At 43.6% G+C, this 19,090-nt stretch carries 25 protein-coding genes and 2 pseudogenes; 21 read left to right on the forward strand and 6 right to left on the reverse strand.

Annotation, left to right across the window (positions count from 1 at the left end):
• Positions 1-422 (forward strand): annotated as a pseudogene (locus HK413_RS03800) (SGNH/GDSL hydrolase family protein); the annotation flags it as partial.
• 75 nt (positions 423-497) lie between these two features.
• On the opposite strand, the gene HK413_RS03805 reads toward HK413_RS03800, so the two are convergent.
• A complete protein-coding gene (locus HK413_RS03805) occupies positions 498-1,361 on the reverse strand; it encodes an AraC family transcriptional regulator (RefSeq protein WP_175269199.1) in 864 nt (287 codons plus the stop codon).
• Between the two features lie 191 nt (positions 1,362-1,552).
• Here HK413_RS03805 and HK413_RS03810 point away from each other — a divergent pair, with 191 nt between their 5' ends.
• From HK413_RS03810 to hisD, 16 genes and pseudogenes are all read left to right on the forward strand, one after another.
• Entirely contained in the window at positions 1,553-1,942 is a 390-nt protein-coding gene (locus HK413_RS03810) for a RidA family protein (RefSeq protein ID WP_175269200.1), read from the forward strand.
• 5 nt (positions 1,943-1,947) lie between these two features.
• On the forward strand, positions 1,948-2,208 hold the full coding sequence (locus HK413_RS19270) for a 3-hydroxyacyl-CoA dehydrogenase NAD-binding domain-containing protein (protein ID WP_217452035.1): 261 nt from the start codon (positions 1,948-1,950) through the stop codon (positions 2,206-2,208).
• Positions 2,186-2,590 (forward strand): 3-hydroxyacyl-CoA dehydrogenase family protein, encoded by a 405-nt coding sequence (locus tag HK413_RS14720; RefSeq protein WP_217452036.1) that lies wholly within the window; start codon positions 2,186-2,188, stop codon positions 2,588-2,590. The genes HK413_RS19270 and HK413_RS14720 overlap by 23 nt, the downstream gene beginning before the upstream one ends.
• A gap of 7 nt (positions 2,591-2,597) precedes the next feature.
• Positions 2,598-2,942 (forward strand): hypothetical protein, encoded by a 345-nt coding sequence (locus tag HK413_RS14725; protein WP_217452037.1) that lies wholly within the window; start codon positions 2,598-2,600, stop codon positions 2,940-2,942.
• Positions 2,943-3,012: 70 nt separating this feature from the next.
• Positions 3,013-3,510, forward strand: a complete 498-nt coding sequence (locus tag HK413_RS19275; protein WP_217452038.1) for an aminotransferase class III-fold pyridoxal phosphate-dependent enzyme — start codon at positions 3,013-3,015, stop codon at positions 3,508-3,510.
• Entirely contained in the window at positions 3,465-4,253 is a 789-nt protein-coding gene (locus tag HK413_RS19280; protein WP_217452039.1) for an aminotransferase class III-fold pyridoxal phosphate-dependent enzyme, read from the forward strand. The genes HK413_RS19275 and HK413_RS19280 overlap by 46 nt, the downstream gene beginning before the upstream one ends.
• Positions 4,254-5,180, forward strand: a complete 927-nt coding sequence (locus HK413_RS03825) for a 3-hydroxyacyl-CoA dehydrogenase family protein (RefSeq protein WP_175269201.1) — start codon at positions 4,254-4,256, stop codon at positions 5,178-5,180.
• A gap of 11 nt (positions 5,181-5,191) precedes the next feature.
• The gene (locus tag HK413_RS03830; RefSeq protein WP_246229704.1) at positions 5,192-6,151 is read left to right on the forward strand and encodes a dipeptidase; all 960 of its coding nucleotides are present in this window, start codon (positions 5,192-5,194) and stop codon (positions 6,149-6,151) included.
• Between the two features lie 575 nt (positions 6,152-6,726).
• Positions 6,727-7,599, forward strand: coding sequence for a hypothetical protein (locus tag HK413_RS14740; protein WP_217452040.1), 873 nt, complete (start codon positions 6,727-6,729; stop codon positions 7,597-7,599).
• Between the two features lie 76 nt (positions 7,600-7,675).
• Entirely contained in the window at positions 7,676-8,191 is a 516-nt protein-coding gene (locus tag HK413_RS19290; protein ID WP_262886778.1) for an alanine racemase, read from the forward strand.
• Positions 8,106-8,624: an alanine racemase gene (locus tag HK413_RS19295; RefSeq protein ID WP_262886779.1), complete on the forward strand. Its 519-nt coding sequence runs from the start codon at positions 8,106-8,108 to the stop codon at positions 8,622-8,624. The genes HK413_RS19290 and HK413_RS19295 overlap by 86 nt, the downstream gene beginning before the upstream one ends.
• The gene (locus HK413_RS16600) at positions 8,624-8,800 is read left to right on the forward strand and encodes a hypothetical protein (protein ID WP_317169266.1); all 177 of its coding nucleotides are present in this window, start codon (positions 8,624-8,626) and stop codon (positions 8,798-8,800) included. Before HK413_RS19295 ends, HK413_RS16600 begins: the two co-directional genes overlap by 1 nt.
• Before the next feature lie 244 nt (positions 8,801-9,044).
• Positions 9,045-9,236, forward strand: coding sequence for a hypothetical protein (locus tag HK413_RS03845; protein ID WP_175269202.1), 192 nt, complete (start codon positions 9,045-9,047; stop codon positions 9,234-9,236).
• Between the two features lie 53 nt (positions 9,237-9,289).
• A complete protein-coding gene (locus HK413_RS03850; protein WP_317169267.1) occupies positions 9,290-10,927 on the forward strand; it encodes an alpha-galactosidase in 1,638 nt (545 codons plus the stop codon).
• A 19-nt stretch (positions 10,928-10,946) separates the two neighbouring features.
• A complete protein-coding gene (locus tag HK413_RS03855; RefSeq protein ID WP_246229719.1) occupies positions 10,947-11,183 on the forward strand; it encodes a GH36 C-terminal domain-containing protein in 237 nt (78 codons plus the stop codon).
• 31 nt (positions 11,184-11,214) lie between these two features.
• Positions 11,215-12,502, forward strand: a pseudogene (gene hisD, locus HK413_RS03860) (histidinol dehydrogenase).
• Positions 12,503-12,580: 78 nt separating this feature from the next.
• On the opposite strand, the gene katG reads toward hisD, so the two are convergent.
• The 5 genes from katG to HK413_RS03880 form a co-directional block, all read right to left on the reverse strand.
• Positions 12,581-14,023 carry a catalase/peroxidase HPI gene (gene katG, locus HK413_RS22575; protein WP_317169261.1) on the reverse strand — a complete coding sequence of 481 codons (1,443 nt, stop codon included), beginning with the start codon at positions 14,021-14,023 and terminating at the stop codon, positions 12,581-12,583.
• Entirely contained in the window at positions 13,996-14,844 is an 849-nt protein-coding gene (locus HK413_RS22580; protein ID WP_317169262.1) for a peroxidase family protein, read from the reverse strand. The genes katG and HK413_RS22580 overlap by 28 nt, the downstream gene beginning before the upstream one ends.
• A gap of 120 nt (positions 14,845-14,964) precedes the next feature.
• Positions 14,965-15,306, reverse strand: coding sequence for a HopJ type III effector protein (locus HK413_RS03870; protein ID WP_175269205.1), 342 nt, complete (start codon positions 15,304-15,306; stop codon positions 14,965-14,967).
• A gap of 20 nt (positions 15,307-15,326) precedes the next feature.
• Complete coding sequence (locus tag HK413_RS21935; RefSeq protein ID WP_394353126.1) at positions 15,327-15,440, reverse strand: hypothetical protein; 114 nt, start codon at positions 15,438-15,440, stop codon at positions 15,327-15,329.
• Positions 15,441-15,502: 62 nt separating this feature from the next.
• Positions 15,503-15,991, reverse strand: a complete 489-nt coding sequence (locus HK413_RS03880; protein WP_175269206.1) for a peptidylprolyl isomerase — start codon at positions 15,989-15,991, stop codon at positions 15,503-15,505.
• Between the two features lie 314 nt (positions 15,992-16,305).
• Between HK413_RS03880 and HK413_RS03885 the strand changes: the two genes are divergently transcribed.
• From HK413_RS03885 to HK413_RS16620, 4 genes are all read left to right on the forward strand, one after another.
• Entirely contained in the window at positions 16,306-17,547 is a 1,242-nt protein-coding gene (locus tag HK413_RS03885) for a carboxypeptidase-like regulatory domain-containing protein (RefSeq protein ID WP_175269207.1), read from the forward strand.
• A gap of 200 nt (positions 17,548-17,747) precedes the next feature.
• A complete protein-coding gene (locus HK413_RS16610; RefSeq protein ID WP_246229706.1) occupies positions 17,748-18,068 on the forward strand; it encodes a hypothetical protein in 321 nt (106 codons plus the stop codon).
• A 50-nt stretch (positions 18,069-18,118) separates the two neighbouring features.
• Positions 18,119-18,475 carry an amino acid kinase family protein gene (locus HK413_RS16615; protein WP_246229708.1) on the forward strand — a complete coding sequence of 119 codons (357 nt, stop codon included), beginning with the start codon at positions 18,119-18,121 and terminating at the stop codon, positions 18,473-18,475.
• A 44-nt stretch (positions 18,476-18,519) separates the two neighbouring features.
• Positions 18,520-19,089 (forward strand): ACT domain-containing protein, encoded by a 570-nt coding sequence (locus HK413_RS16620; protein WP_394353127.1) that lies wholly within the window; start codon positions 18,520-18,522, stop codon positions 19,087-19,089.
• The last annotated feature ends 1 nt before the right edge of the window (position 19,090 follow it).

The following is a 19,090-nucleotide window of genomic DNA, read 5'->3' on the forward strand; positions in this document are numbered from 1 at the left end:
CGCCTATAAATGCTGAGTATGTATTGCAAAGAATCGATGCTAAAAATTATGCGCCCGGCGGTCCGCAAGCTCGGGTAGACTCTGCCAACGCTGTTATAAAGGAGTTAGCCATTAAAAACAAGTGCCATTTAATAGACCTGAATAAAATATTATTAGCCTGCGGTGGCTCAACCGGGGATAAAGAATCACTGTTTCAGAACGTTGCTAATTTTAATGTAAACGACGGCGTACATCCTACAGCTAATGGCTATAAAGTTATTGGTACAGCTGTATACCAGGCAATTGTTAATACCGAACCCAAAGCAACTAACATTTTATGTTTTGGTGATAGTATTACCTTTGGTTATAAAATGAAGGGCCAGGGCACAATAACCGGCGACTGCTACCCGGCAGTATTAAACAGTATTTTTAATAACCAGTAATCAGTTTAACTGTTTCACTCAGGTGTCCGCTACATCAAAGAGTTTTTCATTTTTAAGTAAAAACACAACAGCGAATTACGCACCTATAGTTTTACGGTATTCGGTAGGCGTCATATTCTTAAACCGTTTAAATTGGCGGTTAAAGTTAGCCAGGTTCTTGAAACCGCTTTCGTAGGCAATTTCAACAATGTTATGGTCATCATCAGCCAGCAGTTTGCAGGCATAGCCTATGCGCACGGTATTTAAATACTCCACAAACGTTACCCTGAAGTGGTCTTTAAAGAAATTACAAAAGGTAGTTACCGCCATGTTAGCTATCGATGCTACTTCGGGCAGGGTGATCTCCTTATCAAAGTTCCGCATGATATATTCTGTTACTTTACCAAACCGGTCGGATGCCTTTAGCTCAACCTGGGTATAGCCGGGGCTAGCCAATACTTCATACTCGGCAGATGTAGCTAATATGTCAAAGATCTCGAACAAGGCTGATAGCCGCTTAAGCCCGCTCATTGTTAGCATGCTTTTCATCAGGTTGTTAATCCTGGTACGGGTTTCGCCATGATAAGCCAGGCCCCGGGATGATGTCCTCAGAATATTCTTAAAGTTCTCCATTTCGGGGATACTTAAAAACTTATCTCCCAAAAAGCTATCCATAAAATGGATCACAATAGCATCAGCAGGATAGCCGGCTTCGCCGTTCATAAACTGCGCATCGTTTATCCAGACATGGGGTATGCCTGAGCCCATGAAAACCAGGTCATCTTCGTCAAAATAGCCAATATGGTCGCCCACCATTCTACGGCCGGTCGACTTTAAAATCAACACCAACTCAAACTCTGGGTGGAAATGCCGGGGACAAGGAAAATACTTTCCTGTCTCGCGGAACACAACAAACGATTTATCAAAATCCTGTGGCAAGCGTTGTTCTATTGCTTTCATCCTTAATTAACTAGTTATTAATACAACATTAATGTATTTATCCTAAATTATCTATTATGGGCCAACATTTGTGAAAAATAATACCATTATTACATACGAAAGTAATAGTAAACTAAATGGCCTGCCTTTACTTTTGATTAAAGAAGATTATTAGTCCATTTACTAACTTTAACCTTAACAAACAATAACTTATGGATAAACAAAAAATTGCCCACCCCGATCGTCAGGCAGGCTTTGATACCGGCGCTTACTCTGACGGTGTGTTGGTTAACGGCTTTCTGTTTTTAAGCGGCCAGGCAGCTGTTGATTTTAAAACGTCTGAGTTTGTTTTGGGCACCATAGAGGAAGAGACCACACGTACATTAGATAACCTGAAAGCCATAATAGAAGCCGCCGGCGCTACCATGAATGATGTGGTAAAATGCACCGCGCATTTAGCTGATATTAATGATTTTGATCGCTATAACAAAGTATATTCAACCTATTTCACCGGTATTAAACCCGCACGTACCACTGTACAATCCGTACTTGCTGAAAATTTGAAGGTAGAGATTGATTGCATTGTAAAAATGCCGGCGTAAGTACAATGAATATAACAAAAACAAATCCCGCAGAGATAGAGGTTGGTGTTGTCGGCATTGGATTGATGGGTAGCAGTATTATTGTTTCGCTGCTGGCATCAGGCCACCGGGTAAAAGCAATAGCGCCAATAAACGCGGATTTTTCTTCTGCTGATAATAGAATAGGCGAACAGCTTAATAATTGCCTGCAAGCGGGTTTGTTAAAAAAGAGGCTGCCTACTACCTTAATAAACGGAAATAACCATGGACTATTACGCCCCGGCTAATTGCAGTCTGGTTATGGAGTGTGTAATTGAGGATATCGACATTAAAGCCCAGGTTTATAAAAAAATTACCGACGTAGTATCTACCAGTACCGTAGTTGCCAGTAATACATCGGCTATAGCCATAACCACTTTGCAAAAGCTGGTACCTAACCCCCAGCGGTTTATAGGCGTACACTTTGCGGAGCCTGCGTATGCCACCCGCTTTTTAGAAATAACCTGCGGCGAGCTTACCGATGCAGCTTATGCCGACTGGGTATTTAACCTTGCCCGCCATTGGGCCAAAGAACCAACCTTATTACGTAAGGATATTAAAGGTTTTATTACCAACAGGCTGATGTATGCTGTTTACCGCGAGATCTTCCATTTAATAGACCCGGGGTAAAACAACCATGGAGGATGCTGATAAGGCTTTTAGATACGATGCGGGATCTTGGATTACATTAATGGGATTATTCAGGCGAATGGATTATATCGGGCTGACCGATTATGCAGAGATCTTTAAAAACATATTTCCGCAATTATCGAATACCGATGAGGTGCCTGCTGTAATGAAGCAAATTGTTAAAGAAAACGGGCGCGGCATACAAAACCTTAACGGCCTGTATAACTATACACCGCAGGAAGCTGCAGATTGGGAAAAAGCTTTCGCTGCATTTAATGAAGACATCTTCAAACTGGCCGCAATGTACCCGGCCAATATATTTGAAAAAGAACCGATTATAAATTTAACCTGATAATGGAAGTTAAGAGTTATGATAAATCTGCCCGGCTGCTTGAACGGGCAAAAAAGTTTTGGCAAGCGGTGTGTCTTCCGAGTTCAGGAAATACAACCATCCGCATGCCTTATTCTATACACATGGCAAGGGCAGCCGCATTTATGATGTGGACGGTAACGAATATCTTGATTTTACATTAAGCCGGGGACCATTGATCCCGGGCCACTCCCACCCCGAAGTTATAAAAGCAGTAACAGATTATTCGGCAACCGGACAACTATTTGCCGGGCAACATATTCAGGAAATTGAACTGGCAGAAAAGATCAGCCAGCTTATTCCAACAGCCGAATTAATGCGTTTTTGTTTGGACGGATCAGAGGCTGTACAAACCGCTTTCAGAGTGGCAAGAGCTAAGACCGGCAAATCAAAATTCCTGCGGTTTGAAGGGCATTACCATGGTTGGATGGATAATGTTTGCTGGGCGATCTCCACGCCATCCGTAGAAGCCTTAGGCAGTCGCGAAGAACCACAAGTTTATCCATGGACTGCAGGTCTGCCCGAAAAACACGCGATGAGTTTATCGTAATACCATGGAATGATGCCGAGCTATTAAAAGCGACCATCAAAAAACACCATCATGAATTAGCCGCCATAATAACCGAACCGGTTATGTGTAATAATGGCTGTATCCTGCCTAAAGACGGCTTTTTGCAAACCATACTCGATTTGTGTACCGAATTTAACATGGCCTTTATATTGGATGAAGTTATTACAGGGTTCAGACTATCATTAGGTGGGGCGCAGCAATATTTTAATATTAAGCCTGATATGGCAATCTTCGCAAAAGCTATTGCCAGCGGGTACCCTATAAGCGCAATAGTTGGCACCCGCGAATGGATGGAGCTGATTGAATCGGCAAAAGTTATCCATGCAGGTACCATGAATTCAAGCAACGCTACGGTAGCTGCCGCACTGGCAACTATCCGGGTACTTGAGAAAGAACAACCTTACGAGCGCATGTTCAAACTGGGTCAAAAATTGATCCGGGGAATTAAAGATGCCGCTGCCGAAACAGGTCATAAACTATTGGTACAAGGCCCCGGCCCAATGTTTAACATCGCGTTTACCGATGCTGAAGCCGTATATGATTACCGTGATACTTTAGTTGCTGATAAATCCAAGCTGGGCAAATTCATAGCAGCCATGCATAACGAAGGCATACGCATTATTGGCCGTGGGCTTTGGTATATTAGTGCGGTGCACACCGATGCAGATATCGACCTGGCTATCACCAAGACAAAACAAGTATTAAAAACCTTAGACATTTAAGTGAATAGCGCTATCAAAAATACCGACCCTGTTTTACTTATAGGCGATGCCGGTTTAATTGCCAGCACTGCGGTTTGTTTGCTTACGGCAGGGCATTATCTAAATGTAGGTACACCCAATGCCGCAAAGTTTAATGAGTTTTTAGATAAACATTTAAAAGCACAAGGTAAAGCCGGTTTTTATCAAAACCAATTGGCAGTTAGCAGTACACTAACTACCTATCACGATTGCAAGTTAGTTATAGCAATTACACATGAAAATACAGGCGATAAGCAACAACTGTTAAATAGTTTGGCACCGCTTATAGCCCCCGATGCAGTTGTTGCCATTAACACCGAAAGCATTCCGCTTGATACCTTACAGGCAGGGTTTGATAATCCTGCAAGGTTAATTGGGTTGAACTGGACAGAGCCTGTACATACATCTCTTTTTCTGGAAGTTATTTCAACCGATATTAGTAATGATACGGCAACAGAAATAGTTGCGCTGGCCAACAACTATTGGGGGAAAGATGCTTATATTGTTAAAAATGATGGTATCCGTAGCCGTTTAATAAGCGCTATGGCGCGCGAGGCCTCTTACCTTGTAGATAACGGTTACGCATCCGTAGAAGATATTGACCGTGCCTGTCGTAATGATGCCGGTTATTATTTACCATTTTGCGGTAATTGCAGGTATATGGATCTGATGGGAACCTATGCTTATGGCATGGTGATGAAAGACCTTAATTCTGATCTGTCAAAAGATACCCAATTGCCCCAATTTATGAAGCAGGTACTTGCAGACGGTGGCATGGGCATGCAAAACAATAAAGGTTTTTATAATTACACCGATGATGAGATGGCGAAGTGGAAAGAGGTGACAGAAAAATTCGGCTATCAGATACAGGTCATAATAGAAAAATATCCATTTAACTATAACAAGTAATACGCAGCTATATGCAAAGGCCCTTTATAGTCGACGCACACCTTGATCTTGCCATGAATGCGCTGGAATGGAACCGGGATCTTTCCCGCCCGTTAACCGAAATAAGGCAGCGCGAAATGTTTATGAAAGATAAGCCCGATCGCGGCAAAGGCACCGTCTGCCTGCCCGAATTACGCAAAGGGCGCATAGGTTTGGTAGTTGCGACACAGTTGGCCCGTTACACCCCTCCCGGTAGCGCGCTACATGGCTGGAACTCGCCGCAACAGGCATGGGCAATGACACAGGCGCAGCTATGCTGGTACCGCGAAATGGAGAAAGCCGGTGAAATGGTGCAGATTATCAACCTTGAACAACTGGATAAACATTTAGCTTTATGGGACGATACTGCTATTGATGATGAAAAGAAACCTATAGGCTATATCCTTAGCACGGAAGGTGCAGATTCTTTAGTTGATATTGATTACCTGCATACCGCTTACGGTTATGGTTTGCGCGCGTTGGGCCTGTCACACTTTGGACCGGGACGTTACGCGCCGGGTACAAAAATGGAGGGCCCGTTAACCGCAAAAGGTGTAGGATTATTAAAGGAGATGAACTCCTTTAATATGATATTAGATGTAACCCATTTAACTGATGAGGGATTTACCCAGGCGCTTGATCTTTATAACGGCCCGGTTTGGGCAAGCCATCATAATGTACGTAAAATAGTACCTAATCAACGCCAGTTAACCGATGAGCAGATCAAGCAATTGATACAACGCGGTGCGGTTATAGGCGGTATGCTGGATTGCTGGGCAATGGATATCCGCTTTATTGATACAGTGTCCGACCCGTGGCAACTGGATATCAGGCTGGAGCATTTGGTTGATCATTGGGACCATATTTGCCAGCTGGCCGGCAATGCCAATCATATCGCCATAGGCAGCGATCTCGACGGGATCTTCGGTACCGAGCAATCTCCCGGGATATGAACTCGATTGCCGATCTGCAAAAATTTGAAGCTATCCTTTCCAAACGCGGATATACCGCACAGGATATCGAAAATATATTCAGTCAAAATTGGCTTCGTTTTATCCGTAAGGCCTGGTCATAAAATATTAGTAGTATATGGGCGCTCAACAGTTCTTAGCCGGTGCGGCAAATGTAGATATCACCCCCCGTTGGGTACTTTTATTAATGGCGATTTTGTAGCACACACTGCCAAATACATTCACGACCGCATGCATGCCCGCGCATTGGTTTTGCAAAGCGGAGATACCATCGCGGCAATTGTTGTGGTTGATATCTGTGTAATGCGTAAAGAATTTGTGGATGAGATGAAAGCTGATATCTACAAACAAACAGGCATCGCGCCGGCAAACCTCCTTATTTCAAGTACCCATACGCATGCTGCCGGATCAGTAGATGCTGTATATTTAAGCAAAGCTGATGAAGCATACTCGAAGGCATTACCCCCATTGATTATACAATCTGTAACGCTTGCAAAACAAAACCTGCGCCCTGCAAAAATTGGCTGGGGTAGCGTTAATGTGCCAGAGCATGTGCTTTGCCGTCGCTACAAAATGAAACCGGCTATGTTGCCGGGAACCCGGTTACCGGCGGAGCCGACAATGTTAAAACCAACCCCTTTGGTGGTGAAGATTTTATTGATCAGCCGAATGCAGAAACAGACCCGCAAGTTGGGTTCTTCGCTGTAAAAGGGATTGATAATAAATGGATAAGTGTATTAGCCAATTACTCGTTACATTATGTTGGCGATTGGGAGAACGGTACAATTTCGCCTGATTACTTCGGCGAGTTTTCAAAGCAGTTGCAGGCTAAATTAAACGCCGGTGCCGACTTTGTTGGTATAATGAGCAATGGCACCAGCGGTAATATTAATATCTGGGATTTTTTAAATCCCGAGAGATACCCAACCCAACAATTTGAAAAAAGCAAACTCATTGGCGACGATATTGCCGAAAAAGTTTTTAATGAGCTAAAACATATAGATTGGGATAACTCCCCATCTTTAGCTATTCAATACAGCGAACCCGAATTAAATACCCGTAAACCAACCCCAAGTGAGCTGCAATCCGCGGAACGTGTAGTAGCTGCAAGCAATTACGAGCAAATGCAAATCAACGACGAAACCTTAAAGCAGCTTTATGCACGCGAACAAGTTTTATTGAATGATTTGCCGGACAGCTTAATATTTCCTATCCAGGCAATAAAAATTGGTAATGGAGTTATGAGCAGTTTGGGTGCCGAAATGTTTGCCGAAACCGGGTTATGGCTCAAACAAAACTCGCCTGTAAAAACTATTTTACCATTTGCCTGGCTAATGGTAACGCCGGCTATATACCACCACAGCATGAATTTGATAATGGTGGTTATGAAACTGGCGCGGCCGCACCAGCAAATTGCAAACGGATGCTGAGGCTATTATCAGAACGGAATTGTTATCGTTAATTAATAAATTTACAGCTTAGACGTTTTAGATCACATTAAGCCATATGAAAGATCAGCCTGATTGGTACCAATTTAATAACCCGGAAAAAATAGACACCCCGGCGTTGCTTATTTATCCTGAGCGTGTAATGAGCAATATCAACAGGCTAAAGAAAATGGTTTCATCACCATCGTTACTGCGCCCGCACGTTAAAACCAATAAATCGGTTAAAGTAAGCAGGTTAATGATGGATGCAGGCATCACCAAATTTAAATGTGCCACTATTGCCGAAGCCGAAATGCTGGGCCGTGCCGGGGCACCTGATGTCTTGCTGGCTTATCAGCCTACACAAACCAAATTAAAAAGGTTTGTACAGCTGATATTGACTTATCCCAAAACCACATATTCATGCACGGTTGATAATGAAACAACAGCCGACATGATTTCCGTTACGGCCACAGCTAACAACTTTGGTTATACCGGTTTGTATCGATTTGAATGTAGGTATGAACCGTACAGGCATCATCCCCGAAAAAGCTTTAAAACTATTTTATTACCTAACCACCCTACCGGGGATTAAATTTAAGGGGCTACATGCTTATGACGGTCATATTGAAGACCTGAATTTAGCCGACAGGACAGCACACTGCGAAAAAGAATTTGAACCGGTAGAAAAACTCCGTAAAAACATACAGGGCTTAGGTTATCCTTTACCGCTGCTCATTGCGGGTGGTTCGCCAACATTTGCTATGCATACTAAAAGGGCTAATACAGAATGCAGCCCGGGTACGTTTGTTTTTTGGGATAAAGGTTACCAGGAACATATCCCTGAGCAATCATTTTTATTTGCAGCCATTGTATTAGCACGGGTTGTTTCTTTGCCCGATGAAACAAAGATCTGTATCGACCCGGGTTATAAATCCATATCGTCAGAAAAACCCCTGCAAAACAGGTTTTACTTTTTAAATGCACCTCACCTGAAACCCTACAGCCAAAGCGAAGAACACCGGTAATAGAAGCCGGGCAGGGTCATGAGTACAAAATAGGCGACGAATTTTATGTACTGCCTATGCACATTTGCCCTACTGTTGCGATGTATGATGAGGCACATATCATTGAAAAAGGCAGCCATACCCAAAAGTGGTCAATCGATGCGCGTGGAAGAGAATTGAAACCAGTTGACAATTAAACATTCTTCTATATTTGATAAAATTTCACCGCCGATCGTTTACCGAAACCGTTTTTTTGCCTATATCTCTGTAAAATAGTATCATAAATAGCTAATTTATATAAAGGCTTATCCTTAAAGGTAGTTTAAATTTGTTAGGTGCAGGGGTATGCTTTGTGGGTGTGTACTGTACTATTAAACCAACCATAATGAATAATTTTATAAAAACTGCTATTGCCTTTCTGGTCTTGTTTAGTTTCACGGCTTGGGGACAGGGTGCAAAAAGGGCGAAGTTATCACTCAGCTTACTAATCCTAAGGGTTGGATCATTCAAACCAAGTCATCTGCCTATCAATTATATGTTAGTTCGGTAAACAGCATCAGGCCGGTTTATTATGGCTCGCGCGAGCAGGCAGAGCAGGCGGCCAGAACAACTCACAATGGTTTGAAGGGATAGAAGAAGTTCCGGTTAGGGGAAGTTTCCCGTTTAAAACGCCTGCATTAGAAGTAATCTTTAACGATAATGTCAGGGACGCCGAGCTTGTATATATAAAGGGCGAAGTGATTACCGTTGAAGGACGCCAAACCTTAAAGATCACACAAAAAGATAAATTTTATCCTTTGGAGGTTACCTCTTTTATCCGTGTACTTCCGGAATATGATATCCTTGAAAAATGGATGGTCGTAAAAAACACCGGTACAAAGGGCGATATAAAAATTGAGAACGCGCAGTCAGGAAGCATTGTATTACCTGCGGACGAATATCTATTGACGCATTTGGCCGGCAAACAAATGAACGAGTTTCAGCAGCAACAAACGTTGCTCACACCCGGTTTAAAGGTTATCCAAAACAAAGCATTTAAGGCAAACTTTAACCCGCCATGGTTTATGGTGCGCCCGCAAAACGCGGCTAAAGAAACCGGGCCGGCGTGGTTTGGCTCATTACATTACAGCGGCAACTGGCAGCTGGCTTTTGATAAATCAATTGAAGGAAATGTGCAAATACTTGGCGGTATTAATTTCTGGGATTCATCATGGTTGCTAACACCGGGAGAGAGTTTTGAAACACCCAAATTATCGGTTGGCTATACCAACGATGGCCCTGATGGTGCCGCGCAAAGCATGACAGCTTATGCCCGCGAAACCGTATTACCCGAGAAACATCGCAAACAAATGCGTCCGGTATTATATAATAGTTGGGAAGCTACATTTTATGCAGTGAACGAGGAACAGCAACTGGAACTGGCAAAAAGAGCAAAAGATATTGGCATTGAGTTATTTGTGGTTGACGATGGCTGGTTTAAGGGCCGTACCAGCTCTACCACCGGCTTAGGCGATTGGGAGGTTGATAAAACAAAGTTCCCGAACGGATTGAGCTCGATGATCAAAAAAATAAATGATATGGGCATGGATTTCGGGATCTGGGTTGAGCCTGAAAGTCTGGTACCGGCCAGCGATGTATATAAAGCGCATCCGGATTGGGTGTTCGACATGCCACCTAATCGTACTTTACCCATCACCAGGCGCTATTTAAACCTGGCTAAAGAAGAAGTATATCAGCATTTGCTGGCAGTGCTATCAAAGTTGCTGGCCGAGAACAATATCAAATTTATTAAGTGGGACCAGAACAGTTACTTATCTGAAACCGGCTGGAAAAACGCCCCGGTCGAGATCCAGCGCGAGGTACGGATAAGGTTTATGAAAAACGTATATCGTTTAGTTGAAGAATTAAGGAAGAAGTTTCCTGATGTGTTATTCGAGTCGTGCGCCAGTGGTGGCGGACGGGTGGATCTGGGCATGCTTTCCCGCATGGACCAGGCATGGGTGAGTGATAATACCAGCCCGCTTGATAGAATTTACATGCAATACGGTTACACCCGGGCCTTGCCGGCAAATACCATGGTATCATGGGTAACAGGTAATACGTTTCACCAACCTACATCGCTTGATTATAAGTTTGATGTATCTATGGCCGGCGTATTAGCCGTAGGAGATGACCTGCGTAAATGGACGCCGGAAGATATGACCATCGCAGCCAAAAAGGTTGCAGAATACAAAGTGATCAGGCCGTTGATCCAGCAGGGTAAAGTTTACCATTTGGTATCGCCTTTCGAGGAAAACAGGTCGGCATTGCAATACCGTGGATGAAAGTACAAAGTCCGTTGTGATGTGCTATAATATGGCCGAGTATCTGCCAGGCAGCCAATACGGCTCGCGTTCAGCAAATACACTTAAACTTAAAGGGCTAAAAGCAGATGAATCGTACAGCGTGCAAAACATCGAGGATCGCAATAAACCCGGCACAACTTATAAAGGCGATTACCTGATGAATATTGGTATAGCCTGGCCCGTGAAGGGGGCTAACAAAGGGCAGATCTTACTGGTAAATCCCAAGGGTAAATAAAATTATCATACATATAACATCAACAAAATAAATGGCAAGATTTATTAAACAAGGCAAAAGTGATACCGAGCTTAAAGAAGCGGATGCAAAGGTTAAAGAAATTGTAAGCGGAATAATAAAAGATATAGAAACCAATGGCGACGCGGCCGTAAAAAGCTTATCAGAAAAATTTGATAAGTGGTCGCCTGAGAGTTTCCGTTTAACTGACGCACAGATAGCCGAGATCGTAGTTTCGGTACCTGAGCAGGTGGTGAATGACATTAAATTCGCGCAAACGCAGATCAGGAACTTTGCCACGAAGCAACGCGCTTCAATCCGTGATATTGAATACGAAACACTTCCGGGTGTATTTTTAGGGCATAAAAACATCCCTATCAACAGCGCAGGCTGTTATATCCCGTGGCAGATACCCAATGGTGGCATCTGCGCACATGAGCATCCTTACGGCTAAAGTTGCCGGTGTAAAACGGGTTATCGCCTGCACCCCGCCTATTAATGGTAAAGTACCCGCGGCTACCATATGCGCTATGTATTTGGCAGGTGCCGATGAGATCTACTTATTAGGCGGCGTACAAGCCGTTTGCGCTATGGCTATAGGCACAGAAACTATACAACCGGTTGATATTATTGTAGGCCCGGGCAATGCGTATGTAGCCGAGGCCAAAAAACAACTGTACGGACGTGTAGGTATCGACCTTTTTGCCGGCCCTACCGAAGTATTGGTCATTGCTGATGAAACATCAGACGCCGAAATAGTTGCCACAGACCTCTTAGGACAGGCAGAGCACGGCCCTACATCGCCGGCGGCGTTAATAACTACTTCTGAAAAGTTAGCTCACGAAACCCCGGTAGAAATTGAAAAACAACTTTTGGTATTACCTACAGCCGATATCGCCGGTATTGCCTGGCGCGATAACGGTTCAATAATTGTAGTGGCCGACGAAAAAGAAGCGGTAGAAGTAGCCGATAAATTAGCTTATGAACATGTGGAAGTCTTAACGAAGGATCCTAACTACTTCCTTAACAACATGACCAACTATGGCGCCCTGTTTTTAGGCCCCGAAACCAACGTGGCTTATGGCGATAAAGTAATAGGCACCAACCATACCCTTCCAACCAATAAAGCAGCCGGGTATACCGGCGGCTTATGGGTAGGCAAGTTCCTTAAAAATTGCACCTACCAACGTTGCACACCCGAAGCAGGTGCTTTTATAGGCGAATATGCCGCGCGCTTATGCGAGATCGAGGGCTTTATGGGCCATAAAGAACAGGCGGAACTTAGGGTACGCCGGTATGGCAAGAAGAAACAAACTGTTTAGTATACTTCCTAATCCATTATATCCATAAAAAAAACCGAACCTTTTAGGTTCGGTTTTTTTATGGATAGCTAATTATGCTTATTTTAGATCAAACCTGTCCGGGTTCATCACTTTATTCCGTGCAGCTACAAAGTCTTTTACAAATTTGTCTTTAGCGTCTGAACTTGCGTATACTTCGGCAACTGCTCTTAGTTCTGAGTTTGAGCCGAATACCAGGTCGGCGCGGGTGCCTGTCCATTTTACTTCACCGGTTCTGCGATCTCTGCCTTCATAAAGCTCCCTGTCTTGCGTGGCTGCCTTCCACTCTGTACCCATATCCAATAGGTTCACAAAGAAATCGTTGGTAAGCTGGCCGGGGCGGGATGTGAAGACACCGTTTGCAGATCCATCAAAATTAGTATTAAGGGCACGGAGGCCACCTACTAAAACTGTTAATTCGGGAGCAGTAAGGGTAAGCAATTGTGCTTTATCTATTAGCAATTCTTCGGTAGCTGCAGCGGTTTTTCCTTTGCGATAATTGCGGAACCCGTCAGCAATAGGCTCAAGGTAACCGAATGATTCCACGTCAGTTTGTTCCTGCGAAGCATCCATCCGGCCCGGTGTAAACGGAACAGTGACGCTATTTCCTGCATCGTTAGCTGCTTTTTCAACACCGGCGCAACCTGCCAGCACTATCAGATCAGCCAGCGAAACTTTCTTTCCGGTATTATTAAATTCTTTTTGGATACCTTCCAATACGCCTAATACCTTTTGTAACTGAGACGGATTATTAGCCTGCCAGTATCTTTGCGGAGCCAAACGGATACGGCCGCCATTAGCGCCACCACGTTTATCTGATCCACGGAAGGTAGAAGCGGATGCCCAGGCGGTAGAAACCAGCTCAGAAACGCTTAAACCGGCTAATAACACCTTTGATTTCAATGCTGATATATCGGCATCATTTATTAGCTCATGGTCAACTGCGGGGATAGGATCCTGCCAAAGCAGTTCCTCTTGTGGTACATCCGGGCCAAGGTAACGCGCTTTCGGCCCCATATCGCGATGGGTTAGTTTGAACCAGGCACGCGCAAAAGCATCAGCGAACTGATCGGGATTTTCTAAAAAGCGTTGTGATATTTTCCCGTAAGCCGGATCGAACCTTAAAGCCAGATCTGTTGTAAGCATAGTCGGACGGTGCTTTTTAGAGCTATCATAAGCATCCGGGATAATGTTATCCGCATTTTTTGCAACCCATTGGTGGGCGCCGGCCGGGCTTTTGGTTAATTCCCATTCAAACCCAAAAAGGTTTTCAAAGAAACTATTGCTCCATTGGGTCGGCGTCTTGCTCCAGGTCACTTCCAGTCCGCTGGTAATCGTATCAGGGCCTTTGCCGCTACCATATTTATTTTTCCAGCCAAAGCCCTGCATCTCCAGGTCTACGGCTTCTGGCTCTTTCCCTACGTTATCTGCTGAGGCTGCACCGTGGGTTTTACCAAAACTATGACCACCGGCTATTAGGGCAACTGTTTCTTCATCATCCATAGCCATGCGGCCAAAAGTATCACGGATATCCCGGCAGCCATTATCGGGTCGGGGTTACCATCGGGCCCTTCGGGATTTACATAGATCAGCCCCATCTGTACGGCGGCAAGTGGTTTCTCTAAATCCCGGGTATGGATATCGCCGTCGGCATCATCCTCCGACACCAATACGCCACGTCCCTCTACACACGGGGAACCGTGACTATAACGCACATCGCCGCCCAGCCAGGTAGTTTCTTCACCCCAATAAACAGATTCATCAGGTTCCCAAACATCGGCACGCCCACCTGCAAAGCCAAAGGTTTTAAAACCCATTGATTCCAAAGCAACGTTGCCGGTAAGTATCATTAAATCTGCCCATGAAATGTTGCGGCCATATTTTTGTTTAATGGGCCAAAGCAGCCTGCGGGCCTTATCTAAACTTACGTTATCGGGCCAACTGTTTAGCGGTGCAAAACGCTGCATACCGGCCCCGGCGCCACCGCGGCCATCACCTACTCTATAAGTTCCTGCACTGTGCCAGGCCATACGGATAAACAAGCCTCCGTAATGGCCAAAATCTGCCGGCCACCAATCCTGCGAGTCGGTCATTAACGCATGCAGGTCTCTTTTCACCGCTTCAAGGTCGAGGCTATTGAATGCTTCGGCATAATCAAATGCTTCATCCATCGGGTTTGATACCGGTGAATTTTGACGCAGAATACCCAATTTTAATTGATTTGGCCACCAGTTGTGGTTCCTGGTACCACCGCCGCCGGTATTATGTTTCATACTGCCGTTATGAAACGGGCACTTGCTGATGTCGTTTGAATCTCTTTCCATAGCTATAAGTTTATATTGAATTAGCACCTTGGTTGTGCTTTTATAAAATTATAACATTGAGTTGAACAATCCCAATCAATTAATTCTATAGCTGATAGTTAAATGCTATATGACGTAAAACTATTTGGCAATTAATGCTTCACCCTCAAAAGCTATCCCCGGCCAGCCATGCGCCATAAACTGCCTTATATTTTGGTGATCTGTACCAGCGGGGGTATTTAGCACCGATTGATAGTGTTCTGCAAATAACTGCAGCGTATCTTCTTTACTCAGGTTATTTATTTGCGCAAAGGCAAAAACTTTGGCACTGCCCTGGTTCTGCGTAGCTTCGTTATAAGCATCACCATTTTTAAACGCTGTTGGCTGATGCGTGTAGTAAGTCTCTATAAATTCAATAACAGCTGCAAATGAAATTGTGTTAGCTTTTAAGCCCTCAAGTAATGTTGTAAGTTGGGTATTCATTATCAATGATTATTAGTACTTTATTTTAAAGCCTCTGTGGCTTGTTTTGGGGTTAACAGGGTCAGCTTCATCCAGACAGGCGTATCGGGGTTACCTTCCTTATCAACCTTAACGGCGGTTATCTTGTCAATCAAACCTATTCCTTTTACAATTTCGCCAAAAATGGTATAATGCTGATCAAGGAACGGTGTACCGCCTACCGTTCGGTAAGCCTCGCGCTGTGTTTCTGTGAAGTGCAGTTTATACTTTTTTCAATGGCATCTAACTGTTCGTTTGTCCGGGTTTTACCATCCACAATATAGATCTGCGTGGTGAATGAGGCTTCGGCAGGGTTAACATCGCGGCCCATTGCTACTATCCCTCTGCGATGATACAGGGCGGGTACAAACTCGGCATCTAACCATTTTTGTTCGGGTTTTAGCTTGTGACCTTTTCCATATAATGAGTCGGGGTCGCCGCCTTGAATTACAAATCCTTTCAGGATGCGGTTAAAGGTTGTTGCATTAAAATACTTGCTCTTTACCAGCTTGATAAAGTTATCCCGATGGTGCGGTGTCTCATCATACAAACCAATAATACACCAACCCTGCGGTGTTTCTAATTTTATATATTGGGTTTTATGCTGACCAAATGTTACTGAACACAGGCCCAATAAAACCATTAAAATAAGCGCTGATTTTTTCAATTCGCGGTGATTTTGAGTTCTCTAAATTAAATAAAAAAGGGAAATAGCAATTAACTGATATAGTTACGACAAATTAAAACATTCAAGTCCATACCTAAAGTCACATATAAATAATCAACTCAAAAACCTGATTATAAATTATATATAATTTATAAAAATTCAATTTCTTTATTAATAAAGAAATTGAATTTACAAGATTTAAACAAAAATCATGTCGCAACATTTCCCCTGCTCATCTCTTTATTAACCGTCATCGTCTACTTTATTTTTTATCCGGCTAACATATTGGCATCTTGCGGTGTATTAAATAAGTTATGTATAAAACATCCTTTGCTTGCGCTTTATCGTTATTACTATGGTTAGGTACCTCCCCTATTCGTGCCCAGATCAGTATCAGCGGGAAAGTAACCAATGCAGCAAGCGGCCGCGCGGTTAGGCAGGCCAGTATCAGCATTAACCATAAGGGCGTTGGTACGGCTACCAATAGCCGGGGGTTATTTACTTTGATAATACCTGCCGGCAACATTAAGGATAGCCTAAAAATATCATGCGTAGGTTATACCACCCAATATATCGCGATAGCAAAAGTAAAAAACAACGAAGCACTTAATGTTGCCCTTACAAAAAGCAACACCGAACTTAAAGAAGTAACCATAGCTTATTATGATGCCGGTAAGATCATCCAAAAAGCAATAAGCCGGATCCCCGAGAATTATATCAACTACCGGCATATCCTGCGCGGCTTTTACCGGATGTACACTTCTACAGATAGCATTCCCCTGCAATTATCAGAAGCTGTTTTTGACGTTTATAATTTTGGTTATGGCGATACGCATGCCGACCTGTTTCGCCTGGTGAAAGCACGAAACGAGAAAAACGAGCACGATTTTAACACTTTGGAGGTTGGGCAGCGACCTAATTCAATATTTGAGCAGGATATTATTAACCACCTGCACGCCTGTGGTTTTTTAAATGAAACCGGGCTAAAAAGGCACCAGTTTACCGTAAATGGCATTGTTGATATGAAAGGCTACAAAGCCTACGAAGTTGAGTTTAAAGAGAACTATGGTGTAGTAGAAGGTACCTACCGGGGTAAATTCTATATCGATACCAAAACCTACGCTTTTATATATTTTGATTTCGGACTAAGCCCGGAGGCATTAAGCGAGGTTGTGCCGGGTACTTTCATATATCGTTCCTTAATGCGTACAGGCGCTACAGAAGTTGGCCTGCAGTTTGACCATACCCGGGTAAGCTACCGGGAAGTAGGTAATAAATGGGTGCTATCTGGTGTAGAAGGCGATGATTCTCTATCTGTTAAAAACCCGCAGTTAAAGTACGACTATAAGGCCCGGGTTAAATACAATTACCAGATCACCGCGATTGATACGACGCAACAGGAATCATTCACCGCTAAAATTGGCCGCAACGATAATATCAACGCCTATAAAAGCAATGGCGATGAAAAGTTCTGGAAGGATTATAATATCATCTTATCAGATTATGACGCGGCAGCTATCTTTAAAAAGATAAAAACGATCAATAAGTCAAAGTAAAGCTTAAGCAATTTACGGTCTGATTTTTTCTTTTAACTTTGCCATAAAAAACGCAGGCTATCAAAACGACCCGGCGTTTAATTAACTGATATCTTAAGTAATTATGCCGAACCTGCTATGGTTTTTACAAACCATAGTATCGGCCCCAATTCAATATAATTTAGTAAATGCTAACTGTCGAAAAAATTGGCGGCACATCCATGACCGCCTTAAAAGAAGTACTGTCTAATATTATCCTTTATAACGCCGATCATATTTACAACCGTGTGTTTGTAGTATCGGCTTTCGCAGGTGTTACCAACTTATTACTCGAAAATAAAAAGACCGGCGCGCCGGGGGTATACCATAAAATTGCCGGGCAACAAAACTTCCACGGCCATTTGAATGATCTTACCCATAACTTAAAGGAGATTAACAAGCGCTACCAAAGCTTAGGGCTGGATGTGGCGGCGGCGGATGAGTTTATAGAAAAGCGCATTAATGATGCGCAGCACTACTGGAAAATTTCGCAAGCATATTAGGATCGGGCTATGTAAACCAGGACAGTATATTACAAGCAGCCAGAGAGATATTGGCATCCATCGGCGAAAGTCACTCGGCCTTTGTATTGACTAATATCTTGCAAAACAAAGGCTATAACGCCACCTTTGTCGACCTGAGCGGCTGGCATGACACGAAATCATACACGATTGATCAGCGCATTCGCCACACGTTTAAAGAGATCGAACTTAAAAAAACCATTTGTATAGTTACAGGCTATACTAAAGGCACCGAAGGCATTATGCGCGAGTTTGATCGCGGTTATTCTGAGGTTACTTTCAGTAAGATAGCAGTTGAACTAAAACCTGCCGAGGCAATTATTCATAAAGAGTACCATTTATCTTCGGCCGATCCGGGGATTGTTGGCCGGAGAATTGTATCCCGGTAGGTAATACCAATTATGATATTGCCGACCAACTGGCTGATGTGGGCATGGAAGCCATCCATCCAAAAGCATCAAAACCGCTGGAGATACATGGCATTAACCTGCGTATTAAAAATACGTTCGATCCGGCCCACCACGGCACTTTAATAACCACCAACTATATTTGCCCACACAAGCGCGTTGAAGTGATTACAGGCACGGATAAGGTGGTTATGATTGATGTTTTTGACCCGCTAATGGTGGGTAATGCAGGATCTGACTTGCAGATAATGCAGATCTTTGCTGATTTTAATTTAAGCTATATTTTTAAAGTAACCAGCGCCAACAGTATATCCATACTGATATGGGAAAAGCAGTTCAATAAGAAACTTATCAAAGCCCTTGATGCGCATTTTGAAAAAATAACTGTCGAAAAAATGGCTATGGTTTGCCTGTTAGGCACCAATATGGATCAACCAGGTTTGTTAGCCGGGGCAACCACCGCGTTAACAGAAGCCGGCGTGAATATCAAAAGCGCAGGCGTTGCACTGCGTAAGGTAAACATCCAGTTTTTGGTAGCACGCGAGGATTTTAACCCGGCTGTAAAAGCTTTAAATAAAGCCCTGTCTGCCGCTTAAA

Source organism: Mucilaginibacter humi (assembly GCF_013087555.1).